At 66.8% G+C, this 17717-nt stretch carries 15 protein-coding genes and 3 rRNA genes; 2 read left to right on the top strand and 16 right to left on the bottom strand.

What is annotated here, in order from left to right; genetic code table 11:
• Positions 1 to 5: 5 nt before the first annotated feature.
• The 4 genes from KV097_RS03185 to KV097_RS03170 are packed head-to-tail and all read right to left on the bottom strand — an operon-like array spanning position 6 to position 3226.
• A complete protein-coding gene (locus tag KV097_RS03185; RefSeq protein WP_220341829.1) occupies positions 6 to 983 on the bottom strand; it encodes an NAD kinase in 978 nt (325 codons plus the stop codon).
• On the bottom strand, positions 980 to 1813 hold the full coding sequence (locus KV097_RS03180) for a TlyA family RNA methyltransferase (protein ID WP_220365058.1): 834 nt from the start codon (positions 1811 to 1813) through the stop codon (positions 980 to 982). The genes KV097_RS03185 and KV097_RS03180 overlap by 4 nt, the downstream gene beginning before the upstream one ends.
• Positions 1810 to 2073 (bottom strand): hypothetical protein, encoded by a 264-nt coding sequence (locus KV097_RS03175; protein WP_220365057.1) that lies wholly within the window; start codon positions 2071 to 2073, stop codon positions 1810 to 1812. The genes KV097_RS03180 and KV097_RS03175 overlap by 4 nt, the downstream gene beginning before the upstream one ends.
• 28 nt (positions 2074 to 2101) lie before the next feature.
• Entirely contained in the window at positions 2102 to 3226 is a 1125-nt protein-coding gene (locus tag KV097_RS03170) for an HAD-IIA family hydrolase (protein ID WP_220365056.1), read from the bottom strand.
• Between the two features lie 43 nt (positions 3227 to 3269).
• Here KV097_RS03170 and KV097_RS03165 point away from each other — a divergent pair, with 43 nt between their 5' ends.
• A complete protein-coding gene (locus tag KV097_RS03165; protein WP_220341833.1) occupies positions 3270 to 4370 on the top strand; it encodes a DUF1015 family protein in 1101 nt (366 codons plus the stop codon).
• A gap of 280 nt (positions 4371 to 4650) precedes the next feature.
• Here KV097_RS03165 and rrf read toward each other — a convergent pair.
• The 11 genes from rrf to KV097_RS03110 all read right to left on the bottom strand — a co-directional run bounded on the left by rrf (position 4651) and on the right by KV097_RS03110 (position 15557).
• Positions 4651 to 4767, bottom strand: a 5S ribosomal RNA gene (rrf, locus tag KV097_RS03160).
• A gap of 99 nt (positions 4768 to 4866) precedes the next feature.
• Positions 4867 to 7988 (bottom strand): 23S ribosomal RNA (locus tag KV097_RS03155).
• Positions 7989 to 8375: 387 nt separating this feature from the next.
• Positions 8376 to 9894, bottom strand: a 16S ribosomal RNA gene (locus KV097_RS03150).
• Together the 16S, 23S and 5S rRNA genes form the textbook arrangement of a ribosomal RNA operon.
• A gap of 507 nt (positions 9895 to 10401) precedes the next feature.
• Entirely contained in the window at positions 10402 to 10824 is a 423-nt protein-coding gene (locus KV097_RS03145; RefSeq protein ID WP_220365055.1) for a pilus assembly protein TadG-related protein, read from the bottom strand.
• A complete protein-coding gene (locus KV097_RS03140) occupies positions 10821 to 11225 on the bottom strand; it encodes a hypothetical protein (RefSeq protein ID WP_308289315.1) in 405 nt (134 codons plus the stop codon). Before KV097_RS03140 ends, KV097_RS03145 begins: the two co-directional genes overlap by 4 nt.
• Before the next feature lie 47 nt (positions 11226 to 11272).
• Complete coding sequence (locus KV097_RS03135; protein ID WP_220341836.1) at positions 11273 to 11677, bottom strand: TadE/TadG family type IV pilus assembly protein; 405 nt, start codon at positions 11675 to 11677, stop codon at positions 11273 to 11275.
• Positions 11674 to 11883, bottom strand: a complete 210-nt coding sequence (locus KV097_RS03130; RefSeq protein ID WP_220341837.1) for a hypothetical protein — start codon at positions 11881 to 11883, stop codon at positions 11674 to 11676. The genes KV097_RS03135 and KV097_RS03130 overlap by 4 nt, the downstream gene beginning before the upstream one ends.
• Positions 11884 to 11900: 17 nt before the next feature.
• Positions 11901 to 12833 (bottom strand): type II secretion system F family protein, encoded by a 933-nt coding sequence (locus KV097_RS03125; protein ID WP_220365053.1) that lies wholly within the window; start codon positions 12831 to 12833, stop codon positions 11901 to 11903.
• Positions 12830 to 13684 (bottom strand): type II secretion system F family protein, encoded by an 855-nt coding sequence (locus KV097_RS03120; RefSeq protein ID WP_220365052.1) that lies wholly within the window; start codon positions 13682 to 13684, stop codon positions 12830 to 12832. The genes KV097_RS03125 and KV097_RS03120 overlap by 4 nt, the downstream gene beginning before the upstream one ends.
• Positions 13684 to 14907, bottom strand: a complete 1224-nt coding sequence (locus KV097_RS03115; RefSeq protein WP_220365051.1) for a CpaF family protein — start codon at positions 14905 to 14907, stop codon at positions 13684 to 13686. Before KV097_RS03115 ends, KV097_RS03120 begins: the two co-directional genes overlap by 1 nt.
• Positions 14908 to 15017: 110 nt before the next feature.
• Positions 15018 to 15557, bottom strand: coding sequence for a PadR family transcriptional regulator (locus KV097_RS03110; RefSeq protein WP_220341841.1), 540 nt, complete (start codon positions 15555 to 15557; stop codon positions 15018 to 15020).
• Between the two features lie 71 nt (positions 15558 to 15628).
• Here KV097_RS03110 and KV097_RS03105 point away from each other — a divergent pair, with 71 nt between their 5' ends.
• Positions 15629 to 16915, top strand: a complete 1287-nt coding sequence (locus KV097_RS03105; RefSeq protein ID WP_220365050.1) for a serine hydrolase — start codon at positions 15629 to 15631, stop codon at positions 16913 to 16915.
• A 45-nt stretch (positions 16916 to 16960) separates the two neighbouring features.
• Here the strand turns inward: KV097_RS03105 and KV097_RS03100 are convergent, their stop codons facing one another.
• Positions 16961 to 17674 (bottom strand): hypothetical protein, encoded by a 714-nt coding sequence (locus tag KV097_RS03100; protein WP_220345206.1) that lies wholly within the window; start codon positions 17672 to 17674, stop codon positions 16961 to 16963.
• Between the last annotated feature and the right edge of the window lie 43 nt (positions 17675 to 17717).

Raw genomic sequence — 17717 nt, 5'->3', positions numbered from 1 at the left:
GCGCCTCAGCCCTCCTTCGATCCGCCGTAGGGGCTCCGCCGGTCCTCCGCGCTGATGCGGTTCGCCGCGGACCCCCGCCAGCCGCTCACGGGCAGGTCGAACTTGCGCACGAGGCGGTCGGTGAACGGTGCCTGGTGGAGGCGGGCGAGGCGGATGTTCTTGTCGCCCTGCCGGACCTCGACGCGCGCACCGGGCGGCAGGTCGTACGTCCGTCGTCCATCGCACCACAGGACTCCGGAGGACGGTGCCTCGGGGATCACCTGGATCGCCAGGAGCGACGTCGGTGAGACGACCATCGGGCGGGCGAACAGCGCGTGCGCACTGATCGGCACCATGAGGAGCGCCTGCACCTCGGGCCAGACCACCGGGCCGCCGGCGCTGAAGTTGTAGGCCGTGGAGCCGGTGGGCGTCGCACAGACCACGCCGTCGCAGCCCCAGCGCGAGACCGGGCGGTCGTCGATCGCCACGACGACCTCGAGCATCCGCTCCCGGGACGCCTTCTCCACGGTGGCCTCGTTGAGCGCCCAGCTGTGGGCGACCTCCTGGTCGTCGACGAAGACGCGCGCGTCGACGGTCATCCGCTCCTCGACGGTGTAGCGGCGCTCGACGACCCGTCGCACCGTGTGGTCGAGATCGTCCACGTCCGCCTCCGCCAGGAAGCCGACGTGGCCGAGGTTGACACCGACCAGCGGCGTGCCGCACTCGCGGACGAGCTCGGCAGCGCGCAGCAGGGTCCCGTCGCCACCGAACACCACCGCGAGCTCGCAGCCACGTCCCGCTGCGGGCTCGACCGGGACGATCTCCGCGTCCGGGAGACCCCAGCGCTCCAAGGCAGGTGCGTCCTCGGACACGACGCGGACGGCGATGCCCTCGGACACCATCGCTCGGGCGAACTCAGCGGCGACCTTGCTGGCCTCGTCGCGGCCGGTGTGGGCGAGGATCAGCACGCGCCGCCCACCGCTGGTCGATGGTGCAGTGCTCACTGGTGCTCCCGTCCGCTCGGTGATCCCAACGGTCCTGCGTCCACCGCCGCGCGGACGTCGTCCTCGACGACGGGCGGAGCGTCCCGCCGGAACCACCCAAAGTACTCGACGTTGCCGCTCGGGCCAGGCAACGGGCTGGCGGCCACCGCTCGGGTGCCCCATCCGACGCCCTCCGCCGCGCGGCACACCCCCACGACCGCGTCCACGTGGAGCGCCGGGTCACGGACGACGCCCTTCTTGCCGACGCGGTCCTTGCCCACCTCGAACTGCGGCTTCACCATCAGGACCAGGTCGCCGTCGTCGACGCAGACCCGCGCGAACGCGGGCATCACCAACGTGAGCGAGATGAACGACAGGTCCGACACGACCAGGTCGACCGGCCCACCGATCGTCTCCCGCTCGAGCTCGCGCACGTTGGTCCGGTCGTGGACCACCACGCGAGGGTCCGTCTGGAGCGCCCAGACGAGCTGGCCGTAGCCGACGTCGACGGCCACGACCTCCTTCACACCACGCCGCAGCAGGACGTCGGTGAAGCCACCCGTCGAGGCACCGGCGTCGAGGCACCGGCGTCCGTCGACGGCGAGGCCGAGCGGCTCGAAGGCCTCGAGCGCACCCAGCAGCTTGTAGGCGCCCCGGGAGGCGTACCCCGGGTCGTTCTCCACGTCGCGGACGACCACCGCCTGATCGGTGGTGACCTGGGTCGCCGGCTTCGACGCTCGAGCGCCGTCCACCGTCACCCGTCCCGCGGTGATGAGGTCGCTCGCCTGCTCGCGCGACCGCGCGAGCCCACGGCGTACGAGCTCCGCGTCGAGCCGGATCCGTCGGCTCACGGGGTCTCGGGTGGTTGCTGGCCGGCCGTCTGCAGGACCTCGCGGAGCTTGGCGTGCACCCGCTCGTACACCGCGAGGTGCTCGCCGACCGGCAGCTCGGCGAGCTTCTCGAGGTCGGAGAGGACCGCCTGGACACGGGGGTCCGGCCCGTCCTCGTCGGCGGGCACCGCCTGGGGCGGGGCCGGTCGCGGGCTCGGAGATCCTGGACGGGGACCCGGTCGCAGGCCCGGGGTCTCGCGCTCGGAGGCGCCTTCGGTCATCTCGCGCTCCTTCGTGTCACCGGATCGATCATCGCACTCCCCAGCCCCCGAGGGCGGCACGGACGGCAGAGAGGTCGAGCCGCGACCCCGACTCCCCCGCCACCTCGTCGTGGTGGTGCCACGACAACGCCACGACGGCACGCAGCAGCTCGACGGCCGACAGCGGCTCGTCCACCCCCGGCGCGCCGTCCACGACGAGGGCGCCTCGCTCGGCACGGACCGTGTGCCGGCCACAGCGTGCGGAGCCGTCCACGACCTCCACCGCGGTCTGCGGCAGCGAAAGGGCGCGCAGGTCCGGCGCGACGTAGGTGGGACGCACGGGAGGCGCTGCGGTGACCACGGCGTCGAGATCACTGACGCCGGTCAGCACGAGGAGGCTGTCGGCTCCGACGTTGTTGGCGCCTTCGATGTCGGTGTCGAGCCGGTCGCCGACGACGAGCGGGTGCGACCCACCGACGCGGAGGACCGTCTCGTCGAAGAGCGGCGGGTACGGCTTGCCCGCAACCTCCGGCCGACGCCCGGTGGCGGTGGCGACGGCAGCGACGAGGGTGCCGTTGCCGGGAGCGAGACCGCGCGCGGTCGGGATCGACCCGTCCGTGTTGCTCGCGACCCAGGGGATGCCGGTCGAGACCGCGTACGCTGCCTCTGCCAGCTGCTTCCATCCGAGGTCGGGCGAGAAGCCCTGGACCACGGCTGCCGGCTCGTCGTCAGCAGACGTCACCACGACGAGACCGTGCTCCTCGACCGCGCGCCTCAGGCCCTCGCCGCCGACGACGAGGACGCGGGAGCCCGCCGGTACAAGGCCCGCGAGAAGTCGCCCCGCCGCCTGGGCCGAGGTGACCACGCCGTCGTCGTCGGTCGGCATGCCGAGCCCGCGGAGCTTGGCCACCACAGCGTCGGGCGTCCTCGCAGCGTTGTTGGTCACGTAGGCGAGTCGCAGGCCCGCCTTGTGGGCCTCCGCGAGGTTCTCGGCGACGTGCTCGATCGCGTCCTCGCCGCGGTAGACGACGCCGTCGAGATCGAGCATCGCGACGTCGTAGCGCTCCCGGAGCGGGTCGTCGCAGGCGGAGAGGCGCACGGTCGGGCGCCGGCGGGAGTCGGAGGAGGCGTCCGCCCACGAGGCGGCGGCAGGTTTGAGCGTGTGGTCGGGCATCGCGACCAGCGTAGGGCCACGACGTCTGGCCTACGATGCACCGGTGGACAACGCCGTCATCCGACCGTTCCGGGCTGTGGGCTTCCGCGGCGGCTCCGCCGTCGTCTCGACCCGTACCTACGTGCCGTCGGCGTCCTGGTCACGGGCCCCTCGAGACCTGCCCGAGCACCACGTGCTCCGGCTGCTCGAGCCTGCGTTCAGGAGCGACGACCCCCATCAGGCGACGCGCGTCGCCCATGAGTGGATGGACGACGGCACGCTCGGCATCGACGCGGAGCCCGCCTTCTACGCGTACCGCACGGTCGAGGACGGCCACGAGGCCCTCGGCGTCGTCGTGCTCGTCGACCTCGAGGCGGGCAACCTTCGCCCGCACGAGGACGTGATCGCCGCGTACGCGATCCGGCAGGCCCGCCTCGCCGAGGCGACGCGGGCCCAGTGGGAGCCGATCACCGCCTACACCACGCGGGAGCCGATCGGTCCCCTGCTGGCGGCGGCGACGGACCGCCCAGCCGACCACGTGGCGGAGGACCTCGGCCGGTCGGACGAGATCTGGGCGATCACCGACCCGGAGACTCTTCGAGCGGTCAGCGAGCGCCTCGCGGACCAGCAGCTCGTCATCGCCGACGGCCACCACCGTTATGCCGCGTGGCGCACCGCCCCCGAGCGTGAGGGCCGACTCGCGCTCACGCTCGTGCTCGACCAGCCCGTCCTCACGGTCGGCCCGATCCACCGGTTCGTCGCACAGCTCAACCTCGACGAAGCGCTGCTGGGCCTGCCGCTGCCCGCCCTCGAGCTTGCCGGCGTCGAGGCCGCTGCGGAGTTCATCGCCGTCAGCGAGACGCGCTGCGTGCTGACGGACGGGCGACGGTTCCTGGGCGTCGACGCGTACGAGTGCGCATCGTGCTGGGTCGAGGACGTCTTCACCCCCCACCACGGGCTGGAGTCCGACGCGGTCAGCTACGAGCCCGACCTGGACGCGGCCGCGCGCATCGCCAAGGAGGAGGGCGGCGTCTCGCTCCTGCTGGCGACGCCGTCTCTGGAGACCGTGACACGGGCGGCGACTACCGGTCGGCTCCTGCCGCACAAGTCATCGTGGTTCCGCCCGAAGCCGCGTGTCGGCATGATCATGCGCCGCTGGGGCTGACCTCCCCGCTGCACACCCACGATCGGGCGACCGAGCTCGTCGCCACCGGGAGCGCCCGCCCGGCGCTTCGCGGAAGGCGACACCGATGAGCGGCTCGGAGCACCTGTTCGGGCCCACGGAGAGGGATCTCTCACGGCGCCCTGACGTTGCGCGTGCCGGCCAAGCGCGCGGGCGAGCGCTTGCCGAAAGGATCATGGCGTTCCGGCTCTGAAGACGCGAGGGTGAACGCAAAAATGACCGAAGGCCGTCACCAGTGGTGACGGCCTTCGGCCTAAATATTGTCCGGCGGCGTCCTACTCTCCCACACAGTCTCCCGTGCAGTACCATCGGCGCTGAAGGGCTTAACTTCCGGGTTCGGAATGTTGCCGGGTGTTTCCCCTTCGCCATGGCCGCCGTAACCCTTCGGGTTACAACCCCAAAACTTTGGTGTGTTTCGGGTTCTGGGTTGTGGTCCCAGAACCTCACAGTGGACGCATAAGTGTCGTTGAAGTGTGTGTAGAACAAGCCCTCGGCCTATTAGTACCGGTCAGCTACACGCATTGCTGCGCTTCCACTTCCGGCCTATCAACCCAGTGGTCTACTGGGGGCCTTAACCCACAAGGGGTGGGAAACCTCATCTTGAAACGTGCTTCCCGCTTAGATGCTTTCAGCGGTTATCACTCCCGAACGTAGCTAATCAGCAGTGCTCTTGGCAGAACAACTGACACACCAGAGGTTCGTCCATCCCGGTCCTCTCGTACTAGGGACAGCCTTTCTCAAGTTTCCTACGCGCGCGGCGGATAGGGACCGAACTGTCTCACGACGTTCTAAACCCAGCTCGCGTGCCGCTTTAATGGGCGAACAGCCCAACCCTTGGGACCTGCTCCAGCCCCAGGATGCGACGAGCCGACATCGAGGTGCCAAACCATCCCGTCGATATGGACTCTTGGGGAAGATCAGCCTGTTATCCCCGGGGTACCTTTTATCCGTTGAGCGACGCCGCTTCCACATGCCAGCGCCGGGTCACTAGTCCCGACTTTCGTCCCTGCTCCACCCGTCGGTGTCACAGTCAAGCTCCCTTGTGCACTTACACTCAACACCTGATTGCCAACCAGGCTGAGGGAACCTTTGGGCGCCTCCGTTACATTTTAGGAGGCAACCGCCCCAGTTAAACTACCCACCAGGCACTGTCCCTGATCCGGATCACGGACCTAAGTTAGATATCTAGTACGACCAGAGTGGTATTTCAACGATGACTCCACAACCACTGGCGTGGCTGCTTCACAGTCTCCCACCTATCCTACACAAGTCGAACCAAACACCAATACCAAGCTGTAGTGAAGGTCCCGGGGTCTTTCCGTCCTGCCGCGCGTAACGAGCATCTTTACTCGTAGTGCAATTTCGCCGAGCTCGTGGTTGAGACAGCGCCCAAGTCGTTACTCCATTCGTGCAGGTCGGAACTTACCCGACAAGGAATTTCGCTACCTTAGGATGGTTATAGTTACCACCGCCGTTTACTGGGGCTTAAGTTCAGCGCTTCGCACCGAAGTGCTAACACGTCCCCTTAACCTTCCAGCACCGGGCAGGAGTCAGTCCGTATACATCGAATTACTTCTTCGCACGGACCTGTGTTTTTAGTAAACAGTCGCTTGGGCCTGGTCTCTGCGGCCGTCATCGCTCCCACCGCAAGGGTGTTCACGAGTCGGGCCCCCCTTCTCCCGAAGTTACGGGGGCATTTTGCCGAGTTCCTTAACCACGATTCACTCGATCGCCTTGGTATTCTCTACCTGACCACCTGTGTCGGTTTGGGGTACGGGCGGCTCTGGTACTCGCTAGAGGCTTTTCTCGACAGCATAGGATCACTCACTTCGCCTGAAACGGCTCGGCATCAGATCTCAGACACATGAGGAACGGATTTGCCTATCCCTCGTCCTACATCCTTACACGCGGACAACCATCGCCGCGATGAGCTACCTTCCTGCGTCACCCCATCACTTGCCTACTACCAGCTCGGGTCACACGCTTACCAAGACACGCCACCCCGAAGGGCAGTCACGCTCGGCTCGGGTGCTTAGCATTACTGATTCAGCATGGGCGCACCAACGCCGGTACGGGAATATCAACCCGTTGTCCATCGACTACGCCTGTCGGCCTCGCCTTAGGTCCCGACTTACCCAGGGCAGATTAGCTTGACCCTGGAACCCTTGGTCATTCGGCGGAAGAGTTTCTCACTCTTCATTCGCTACTCATGCCTGCATTCTCACTCGTGTGGCATCCACGGCTGGGTCACCCCGCCGCTTCACACGCCACACGACGCTCCCCTACCCATCCACACACCTGGACCCGCCACCCGAAGGAGACGAGCCGAGTACACGTATGAATGCCATAGCTTCGGCGGATTGCTTGAGCCCCGCTAAATTGTCGGCGCAGAATCACTTGACCAGTGAGCTATTACGCACTCTTTCAAGGGTGGCTGCTTCTAAGCCAACCTCCTGGTTGTCTGTGCGACTCCACATCCTTTTCCACTTAGCAATCGCTTAGGGGCCTTAGCTGATGGTCTGGGCTGTTTCCCTCTCGACTACGGAGCTTATCCCCCGCAGTCTCACTGCCGCTCTCTCACTTGCCGGCATTCGGAGTTTGGTTGATTTCGGTAAGCTTGTAGGCCCCCTAGACCATCCAGTGCTCTACCTCCGGCAAGAAACAAACGACGCTGCACCTAAATGCATTTCGGGGAGAACCAGCTATCACGGAGTTTGATTGGCCTTTCACCCCTATCCACAGGTCATCCCCTCAGTTTTTAACCTAAGTGGGTTCGGTCCTCCACGCGGTCTTACCCGCGCTTCAACCTGCCCATGGATAGATCACTCCGCTTCGGGTCTAGAGCACGCGACTCAAACGCCCTATTCGGACTCGCTTTCGCTACGGCTACCCCACAACGGGTTAACCTCGCCACGTACCACTAACTCGCAGGCTCATTCTTCAAAAGGCACGCCGTCACCACGACCGAAGTCAAGGCTCCGACGGATTGTAGGCACATGGTTTCAGGTACTATTTCACTCCCCTCCCGGGGTACTTTTCACCTTTCCCTCACGGTACTAGTCCGCTATCGGTCATCGAGGAGTATTTAGGCTTAACGGGTGGTCCCGCCAAATTCACGCGCAATTCCAGGAGTCACGCGTTACTCGGGATACGCACAAGGAAGGCTCAGGTTTACGTCTACAGGGGTCTCACCCTCTACGCCGGACCATTCCAGGCCCTTCGACTTCAACTGAGCTTTATCACTTCCCGCTAGTCCGGCAGAACCAGCAAGCACGTTCCCACGACCCCGCACAGACAACGACCGCCGTCTTTAACATCTGCACGGTTTAGCCTCATCCGCTTTCGCTCGCCACTACTCACGGAATCACTTTTGTTTTCTCTTCCTGTGGGTACTGAGATGTTTCACTTCCCCACGTTCCCTCCGAACGCCCTATGTGTTCAGGCGCCGGTGACCAGACATAACTCTGGCCGGGTTTCCCCATTCGGACACCCCTGGATCACAGCTCGGTTGTCAGCTCCCCAGGGCTTATCGCAGACTCCTACGTCCTTCATCGGCTCTCGATGCCAAGGCATCCACCATGTGCCCTTAGTAGCTTGTAAAATTACACACACTACAAAGACACTCGCGTCCACTGTGAAGTTCTCAAACCACAACCCGCAACCACCCCGAACCACGAAGAAACCTCCGCAGCCGACATGGCCGGAACCAAGACAACAGCACCCCCACCAACCCCCCAAACAAGGGAGACCAGCAGAAGCGCCTGATGCCTCAGGACCCAACAGTGTGCCCAACCCGCCCCACCAACCAACCCCGTTCCACACCCACCCCCCAAAGGAGACAGGCAGTACTAAGACCAGGCCGGCAGAACCAGCTGAATAATCGACGTTCCACCATCTGAGCACCCGACCACCACGACACTCGCGTGATCAAGCCGGGAACACACCCCCCACACCACCAGGATGCAGGAGATGAGCAATGCTCCTTAGAAAGGAGGTGATCCAGCCGCACCTTCCGGTACGGCTACCTTGTTACGACTTCGTCCCAATCGCCAGCCCCACCTTCGACAGCTCCCTCCCACAAGGGGTTAGGCCACCGGCTTCGGGTGTTGCCGACTTTCATGACGTGACGGGCGGTGTGTACAAGGCCCGGGAACGTATTCACCGCAGCGTTGCTGATCTGCGATTACTAGCGACTCCGACTTCATGGGGTCGAGTTGCAGACCCCAATCCGAACTGAGACCGGCTTTTTGGGATTCGCTCCACCTTACGGCATCGCAGCCCTTTGTACCGGCCATTGTAGCATGCTTGAAGCCCTGGACATAAGGGGCATGATGACTTGACGTCATCCCCACCTTCCTCCGAGTTGACCCCGGCAGTCTCCTATGAGTCCCCACCATCACGTGCTGGCAACATAGGACAAGGGTTGCGCTCGTTGCGGGACTTAACCCAACATCTCACGACACGAGCTGACGACAGCCATGCACCACCTGTACACCAGTGTCCAAAGAGACCCACATCTCTGCAGGCTTCTGGTGTATGTCAAACCCAGGTAAGGTTCTTCGCGTTGCATCGAATTAATCAGCATGCTCCGCCGCTTGTGCGGGCCCCCGTCAATTCCTTTGAGTTTTAGCCTTGCGGCCGTACTCCCCAGGCGGGGCGCTTAATGCGTTAGCTGCGGCACGGAACCCGTGGAATGGATCCCACACCTAGCGCCCAACGTTTACGGCATGGACTACCAGGGTATCTAATCCTGTTCGCTCCCCATGCTTTCGCTCCTCAGCGTCAGAACAGGCCCAGAGAACCGCCTTCGCCACCGGTGTTCCTCCTGATATCTGCGCATTCCACCGCTACACCAGGAATTCCGTTCTCCCCTGCCTGCCTCTAGTCTGCCCGTATCGGAAGCACGAATGGGGTTAAGCCCCAAGTTTTCACTCCCGACGCGACAAACCGCCTACGAGCCCTTTACGCCCAATAATTCCGGACAACGCTCGGACCCTACGTATTACCGCGGCTGCTGGCACGTAGTTGGCCGGTCCTTCTTCTGTAGGTACCGTCACTCTCGCTTCGTCCCTACTGAAAGAGGTTTACAACCCGAAGGCCGTCATCCCTCACGCGGCGTTGCTGGATCAGGCTTTCGCCCATTGTCCAATATTCCCCACTGCTGCCTCCCGTAGGAGTCTGGGCCGTGTCTCAGTCCCAGTGTGGCCGGTCACCCTCTCAGGCCGGCTACCCGTCGTCGCCTTGGTAGGCCATCACCCCACCAACAAGCTGATAGGCCGCGAGCTCATCCCCCACCGAAAAACTTTCCACCACCCACCATGCGGCAGGAGGTCATATCCGGTATTAGCCACCGTTTCCAGAGGTTATCCCAGAGTGGAGGGCAGATTACTCACGTGTTACTCACCCGTTCGCCGCTCGTGTACCCCGAAGGGCCTTACCGCTCGACTTGCATGTGTTAAGCACGCCGCCAGCGTTCGTCCTGAGCCAGGATCAAACTCTCCATCGAAACCCAACCAAACGGTCAGGCACAACAAAAACGTTCAACCCCGGACATCACTATTTGCTGACAAATAATTCTGTCACGGAATTTGACCAAAACAACAACCCAGCAAAACCAGGCCATCATCAAGGTCGCTGATTATCTCGTCGACTTTTGACACACTGTTGAGTTCTCAAACATCAGACACACAAAACCCTCAACCCCACACAGGAGCATCAGACCAAGGCGCGACCCCCAAACCTACCAGGCGTCCGACAGAGACCCAAACCTGGGCCCCTCGAGCGCTCGGCAGTGACCTTGACTAGTCCCGAACGTGCGGAACCGGCTAGGTTCTTCTGGAGGTGGTGGTCACCAGGGCCGCGTGCCCGGCCTCTCGGCCTTGCCCGCCGCCGTCCCCGGCAACAAGAAGAACATTACAGGGTCGGTTTCGGAGGGTCAAACCGGGGGTACCCCTTAGCGCTAAAACCCGCTCTGACCTGCGGCGATGTGCGCACTGACCGCCTCCGGTGCCCCTCACCGGACGCGGAGCTCCACGACGGCATCCGCCTCCACTCTCGCCGTCTCACCCCACCCCGGTGGCACCAACGGCATCCGGACGCCAGCTCGCAGACGCACGCGGACCGCGTCACCTCGCTGGTCGACCTGCCAGGTGAGCCCTCGGACCGTTGCTCCGGCCCCGCTCTCGCGGAGGTAGTCCTCGGTGGCGGCGCGCGCGGCGGCCGCGTCGAGCGCGATCGTCCCGTCACCCGCCGCGTACAGGCTGGAGCGGGTCACTCCTTCGCTCGCCGCGAGTGCGGCGCCGTCCGCGAGGTCGGCGAGGCGGCGTTGGCCGAGGTACGCGGCCGACGCGTTGACCGCTATGGCGACCACCAGGCCAGCGACGACGAAGAATCCGACGATCATCACGGTGACCTGCCCACCCTCGGACCGACTCATGACCGGTCCTCCCGGAAGCGGCCGTACGGCTCCGTGTGGGTGCCGTCCACGCGCACGGCCGGCCGAGCGCCCCCGAGGGCATCAGGGATGAACGGCAGCTGGGCACGCGCCGTCACGTTGACGACGATCGACGACCCGGGACTGAGGCACGGGCCCCCGGTGCACCGCAGGCGGACGTCAATCATGTCGGTCTCGATCCGATGGTCCTCGAGGACCAGCTGCGCCGCCCGGCGGGCACGCCGCTCGGCGACCGGCGGGCTCGGCGCCTGGACGTACGCGCGCCCGGCCGCCCGGCCGGCGGCGCTCACGCCGTACGCAGACCGCTGGACCTCGAAGACGGAGAGGACCACGTACAGGAGCGGAACCAGGAGAAGGAGCGCGAGCCACGTGGTCTCGACCACCGCGGACCCGCTCTCTCGTCCGAGGTCACGAGTCCTCCCTCGCGTCCTCATCCGATCTCCGTCACGGCCCGGCCGACGCCTTCGACGTCGACGGTGGACCCGAAGATCCCCAGCGCGGGGACGCTGGCGCGTACGCGGACCATGACGACGGGCTGTCCGTGGACGGAGGCCCGCTCCGCCCGGACGTCACCGGCGTACCGGGCGGAGAGCGCTCGAGTGATCTGTGACCGGGCTCGCGACACCCCCGTCTGGAGTGAGGCGCCGTCTCGCGATGCCGCGCGAGCACCGTCGGCAGCAGCAGCGGTGACCGTGTTGCGGACGTGGAGGACGAGCCCCACCTGGACGATCGCCAGCACGAGCGGGACCAGCACCACCATCACGAGACAGAACTCGGCGACGGCCGACGCCTCCTCGTCCCCACGTGGATCGCCGCGGCGGCGCGCGACGCTCATCCCCCGACGGAAGCCAGAGCAGCCTGGAGCATCGCCTTCAGCTGTGGCCCGGCCAAGGCGGTCAATCCGGCGACGAGACCGGCCGACATGACGGTGATCATCACCCACCCCGGGACGTCGCCGCGTTCGCCGCGACGGCGGACGCGCTCACGCACCCCCGGGCGCGGCGGGCATCCGAGACGACGGTGCAGGGTTGCGAGCTGCATGGGCACTCCTCTGGAGTTCATGGCGTGGTGACGGACAGGCTGACCAGACCGGGATAGAAGGCGAAGAGGACGGTGACGGGCAGAACGAGGAACACCACCGGCACGAGCATCAGCACCTCACGCCGTGCGCCGGACTCGACCAGCTCGCGGCGGCCGGCCTCTCGGACGTCCGCGGCCTGTGCGTGCAGGACGTCGACCAGCGGCGTCCCCCGCTCGACCGCGACGGCGAGCGTCTCGGCGAACCGTGCGACCGCGGGCACGCCCGTACGAGCAGACAAGTCGTCGAGCGCATCGGCCAACGGTCGTCCGGTCCGGACGTCGGCGACGACCGTGCGAAGGTCCCGCGACATGGCGCCGTTGCTCACGTCTGCGACGCGTTCCAGGGCTGAGACAGGCCCCTCTCCTGCGGCGACGGCCAGTGCGAGCAGGTCCGCAAGAGTCGGGAACTCACGGGTGACCCGTTCCTCGTGGCGCTGGACCTCGTGGGTGAGCGCAAGGTCGCGGGCGAGAACACCGGCGACCCCGGCGGCCACGCAGAGGATCAGCCCCGCAAGAGGCCGGACGTCGGCCACCATCCCCCAGGAGAGAAGGACCGCCGCCGACGCCCCGAAGGCCGCGACCCCCCACACGACCTGGCTCGCCCGGAACTCCTCGAGCGTGCTCGTCGACGCCTGTCTGCGGAGACGCCTTCGGACCGAGGCGCTGCCTCCCAGCACCCGCTCGACCACGCCCGCCGTACGGCGCACTGCCGGGCCGAACACTGCTCGACCGGCAGCCCACGACTCGGCCCCCTCGCGGGGGGCCGGCATGCCGACCGTGACGTCGCGGACAAAGGGCTCGATGCGGCTCACCAGGGAGGGGCGCTGCCGCAACCGCGCGACGCGCACGAGCTCGAGCAGCCCGATCGCGACGCCGGCGGCGAGGAGCGCACCGAGAAGCGGCGCCGTCACCGCAGCACCCGCGGCTCACGTGGAAGACGCCCGATGAGCAGCATCAACCGATAGGCGAGGACACACACGGCGAGGCCGACGACGAGCAGCGCGAGTCCCGTGCCGGATCCGAACCGGGTGATCGCGTCGCGCTGCAAGGACATCAGTCCGAGGACGATCCAGGGCGCCGACACCGCCAGACGCGCGCCGTTGATGGTCCAGGCCTGCCGTGCGACGAGCTCACCGCGCGTGCGTAGATCGTCGCGCAGGAATCCCGACAATGTCCGCAGCATCCTCCCGAGATCGCCGCCACCGACGTCTCGAGCCACGCGCAACGCCTCGACGACGCGGTCTCCGACCGGATCGGCAAGCCGTGCCTTGAGTCCGTCGAGGCACTCGGCGAACCTGCCGCTCGCCTGGTAGTCACGGGCGAACGCAACGAAGGGCTCTCGAAGCGGCTCGGGGCCGCGCTCCCCCAGCCCCGAGATCGCCTCCGGCAAGGACATGCCCGCGCGCACCGCCGACGCCAGATGATCGACGGCTTCCGGCCAGGCCGCCGCCCGCTCCTCGGCTACCCGGCCGGCGCGACCGCGGATCACGGCAAGCGGGACATACGCCGCGCCGATGCCGGCGACCAGTGCCACCGTGGGCGTCGCCGTGACGAGCAGAGCGAGGACGAGTCCGACCAGACCGCACGCGGCACACACCGCAATGAGCCCTCGTGCGGTGGTGCCGGGGGCGCCCGCCCGCGCGAGAAGCTCATCCAGGCTTCCCCTCCGGCGACCCCGCGCGGCGTCCCGGACGGGGGCGGTCACGCCGGACCAGACCAGGAGCGCCCCCACCCCGATCCCGAGCCCGAGCACGTAGCCCATCAGCCCTCCGTCCGCAGGAGCGCCGACACGTCGATCCCGGCCTGGACGAACCGCTCGGTGCGAGCCGGCGTGCCACTCGCCCGGACCAGCACCCCGTCGCGATGGACGAACAAGGACTCCGTCTCGATGACGTCGTTCTCGACCCGCCCACTGACGGCCGCGATCTCCCGCACCGTCCGCCGTCCCTGCGCGTCCATGCCCAGATGGACCACGTGGTCCACGCAGGTCGCGACCGTGGGCACGACGAACCGCGCAGAGATGTTCTCACCAGCGAGCAGGGGGAGCGTGCACATCTTGACCAGCGCCTGCCGTGCCGACGACGCGTGCAAGGTCGCCATCCCCGGAAGACCTGCGTTGAGTGCGAGCAGCAGGTCGAAGCACTCCTCCGAGCGCACCTCCCCGATCACCAGTCGTGACGGGCGCATGCGCAGCGCTTCCTTCACCAGCGTCCGGAGCCGGATCTCTCCCGTGCCCTCCAGCCCGGCCTGTCTCGTCTGGAGCGCGACCCAGTCGGGATGGGCGAACCGCAGCTCGAAGACTTCCTCGGCCGACACGATCCGCTCCGTCCCCGGAACCTCGGCGGCGAGTGCGTTGAGGAACGTCGTCTTGCCGGCCTGGGTGCCTCCGGAGACGAGCACGTTGTGCCCCGACACCACGCTCGCCCTCAGGAAGGCCGCAGCGTGCTCGCTCAGCGCGCCGGCGGCGACCAGGTCCCCCAGACCGCGGAAGCGCGCGACGAACTTGCGGACGTTGACCGCGGCGAATCCGCGCGAGATCCCCTCCAGCACCACATGCAGGCGATGACCTCCCGGAAGCGTCGCATCCACGAACGGCTGGCTCAGATCCAACCGCCGGCCACTGGTCGCCAGCATCCGCTCGACGAGCTCACGCACCTCGACCGGGCCGAGGATCACCGATGTCAGCTCGTGCCTGCCCCCACGCGCCACAAAGACCCGCGACGGCTCGTTGATCCAGATCTCCTCGACCTCCGGATCATCGAGGTACGGCTGGAGCGGCCCGAGGCCGGACACCGCGGCGACCAGCTCGCCGACCGTCGCGTCAGGATCGGTCAACGCCGCCACGGCGCCAGTCAGGCTGCGTTGGTCGTGAGCCGCAGCAACCTCCTCGGCGATCCGCCGCACCGTCGCGGCATCCCGTAAGGGATCGACGCCCTGCGCACGCACGTGGGCACGCACCTCGTCGGCCAGGCTGCTCGTCGTCACGGGACTCCCCACGGCGGTTGTCGTCCCGGAATCCTGCCGCAAACAAGGGCGACCACAACAGACCCCGTGGCCACACTGTGGACAACCCCGGCCCTCGACAGGGCCCGCCGTCAGTGCGCGTCGGCCTCTGCGCGCTCCACTCGGTCACGGAACCAGTCGAGGATGAAGCGGTGCGACGCGATGCCGTAGTCGAGCGTCGCGCGTTGATAGGTGGCGACGTCGGCGAGCTCGTCGGGGACCTCGACCGTCTCGAGGTGAGAGTCGAGGCTCGTGAGCCTGGAGAGGTCGGCCTCGACGCGCGTCTCGATGCGGCGCAGGACCGACGGACGGTCGGCAGGATCCAGAAGCCCGAGGAAGTAGAGCCGCGAGAGCGCCGCACCCTCGAGATCTGAGCCGACGAGGTCACCCGTCATCCAGGCGTGGAACTCCTCGCGGCCGGCGTCGGTCACGCGATACACCTTCTTGCCGCGCCCGCCCGCCTCGACGCTCGCCACCTCGATGAGCCCCCGGTCGAGCAGGACGTCGAGGGCGCGCTTGATGCTGCCCGAGCTCGCGCTGTAGAAGAGCGCGACGCCGGCCTCGAACGCCCGGACCAGGTCGTACAGGCTCTGCGGAGCGATCAGCAGCAGGCCGAGGATCACGTTCGCCATGCGCAGACCCTAGTCCATTGACTCTTTGAGACCCATCTACTAGACATGTCTCAAAGAGAGATGAGGATGCCGTGCCTGAATCGCCTGCCCCCACGCCCACGACGACCGCGGGACCCGACAACCGTGTCCCCGCCGAGCTCGACCGACGCCTGGTGCGCCTGCTGGAGACGTTCGTCGTACGACGCGATCTCCACCACGCCCGCGTCGCCATCGCCACCGACGAGGGTCAGCACTGGTCGGCGGCCATCGGACCCGCCGGGCCCAGCGACCTCCGGTCGCAGCCCGAGACACCGTTCTTCACCGCGAGCATCACCAAACGCTTCATCGTGACGCTCGTGCTGCAGGCGTACGAGCGTGGAGAGCTCGACATCGACGCACCGATCACCGCGTACCTGCCGACGGAGACGACCGCCGGCCTTCACGTCCTCGACGGCGTCGACCGGACAGCCGCGATCACCGTGCGCCACCTTCTCAGTCACACGTCGGGGCTGCCCGACTACTTCGAGGTACGCGACGGCGGGCCGAGCCTCCACCAGCGTCTCGAGGCCGCAGAGGATGCCGGCTGGACCTTCGACGACATCCTCCGGCTCACCCGCGCGAACCGCCCGCACTTCCCGCCGCAAGACCTCGCCGCTCCACGACAGAAGGCGCGCTACTGCGACACCGGCTTCCAGCTGCTCATCCGCATCCTCGAGTCGGTGACCGGTCGACGCTTCAGCGACCTGCTCACCGAGCGGATCATCGACTCCCTCCGCCTCACCGAGACCTGGCTCCCCGGGCACCGCCCCACCGCCACGACGGCGCAGCGAGACCGCGGGCGGCCCCGTCCGCATCGCGTCGGTCAGCCCGGGAGTCGTCGTCACCGACGGCATGATCCGAGAGGCCCGCGAGCTGGGGCTCATGTCGACGATCGCCGGCGCGCTTTGCCAGGGTGCGCAAGGCGCGAACCGTTCCCGATGTACGCCAAGCAGCGGCGGGTCGACCTGCCCTCGGTCATCGCGTCCAGCAACGACCTCGTGAGCACCACCGGAGACCTGATCACGTTCCAGCGCGCGCTCCTCCGCGGCGAGCTCTTCCGCGACGCCAAGACGGTGGACCTGCTCACCGAGCGGCGCAACAGGCTCCGCGACATCCCCGTCCTCCAGTACGGCCTCGGCACCATGTTCTTCACCGTCGGCCGGCTCATGTCCGCCGGGCGTCGACCCGTCATCCTCGTCGGCCACTCCGGCTCCACCGGCACGTGGCTGTTCCACTGTCCCGAGCGGGGGCTGCACCTCGCGGGCACCGTCGACCAGGTCAAGGGCCAGGCGATCCCGTTCCGGCTGATGGCGCGGCTCCTCTACACCTGGCCCCGCTGAACGCGGGCTCGGCGTACGAGGCGGCACCGCGCACCTGACCGCGCGTCAGCGCAGACCGAAGTAGTCGGTGAGCGCGGCGACGAAAAGAAGCGTCCCGGCGACGATCAGCAGCACTGCGCTGATCCTGCGCCAGTGCTGCGAGCGGACCCACGCGACCACGCGGTCGGCAGGACCCGCGAGCGCCGGGATCCGGAGGCGGCCCCACGCCAGCAGGACGTACGGCGCCGCCGCGGCTGCCGCGAAGCCGACGTACACGAGCACCTGCAGCGCGACGACCGAGGTGCTTTCCCGCGCCAGCCGAACGACGAGGTACGTCGTCGCAGCACCGCTCACGCCCACGACGGTGTTGAGCACCGCGAAGGTGAACAGGTCCCGAGGGCGGTCGAGAAGTCGCTCGGCCGTGCGTGAGACCGCTCGATCGTCGGTGGTCGGGCGTCGCCACAGGAGCCAGATCCCGGCCACGACGAACAGCACGCCGGCGATCTCGTCGAAGGCCTGCTGGAGGAAGAGCTTCTCGACCTTCCCGCGCAGCACGTAGTCCCACGTGTCGGGATTGACGACCTGCAGGACGAGGCTGAGGACGAGGGCGCCGGTGGCGACCCCGCAGGCGACCACGAGGCCCGGGCGCACCGACCCACGCGACCGCGCGACGACCGCCACCTGGGTCGCGATCAGCGTCGGGCTGAACCCCATCACGAGTCCGAGCAGGACGAGGCTGACGACCGTGCCCATGAGGACGGTCGCGGCGTTCAGGAGCATCGCCCGAGTCTAGGGAACGGGCCGCCGATCCTCGCGCGATCGA

Source organism: Mumia sp. zg.B17, from assembly GCF_019550915.1.
Taxonomy (GTDB): Bacteria; Actinomycetota; Actinomycetes; order Propionibacteriales; family Nocardioidaceae; genus Mumia.
Note: the sequence above shows the minus strand (reverse complement) of the source record. Positions and strands in the feature narration are given on the sequence as shown.

Excerpts from the sequence above, each read along its gene's own strand:
- KV097_RS03175 (WP_220365057.1), bottom strand. The coding sequence starts at position 2,073 with ATGACCGAAGGCGCCTCCGAGCGCGAGACCCCGGGCCTGCGACCGGGT.
- KV097_RS03170 (WP_220365056.1), bottom strand. The coding sequence starts at position 3,226 with ATGCCCGACCACACGCTCAAACCTGCCGCCGCCTCGTGGGCGGACGCC.
- KV097_RS03145 (WP_220365055.1), bottom strand. The coding sequence starts at position 10,824 with ATGAGTCGGTCCGAGGGTGGGCAGGTCACCGTGATGATCGTCGGATTC.
- KV097_RS03135 (WP_220341836.1), bottom strand. The coding sequence starts at position 11,677 with ATGAGCGTCGCGCGCCGCCGCGGCGATCCACGTGGGGACGAGGAGGCG.
- KV097_RS03130 (WP_220341837.1), bottom strand. The coding sequence starts at position 11,883 with ATGCAGCTCGCAACCCTGCACCGTCGTCTCGGATGCCCGCCGCGCCCG.
- KV097_RS03120 (WP_220365052.1), bottom strand. The coding sequence starts at position 13,684 with ATGGGCTACGTGCTCGGGCTCGGGATCGGGGTGGGGGCGCTCCTGGTC.
- KV097_RS03110 (WP_220341841.1), bottom strand. The coding sequence starts at position 15,557 with ATGGCGAACGTGATCCTCGGCCTGCTGCTGATCGCTCCGCAGAGCCTG.
- KV097_RS03100 (WP_220345206.1), bottom strand. The coding sequence starts at position 17,674 with ATGCTCCTGAACGCCGCGACCGTCCTCATGGGCACGGTCGTCAGCCTC.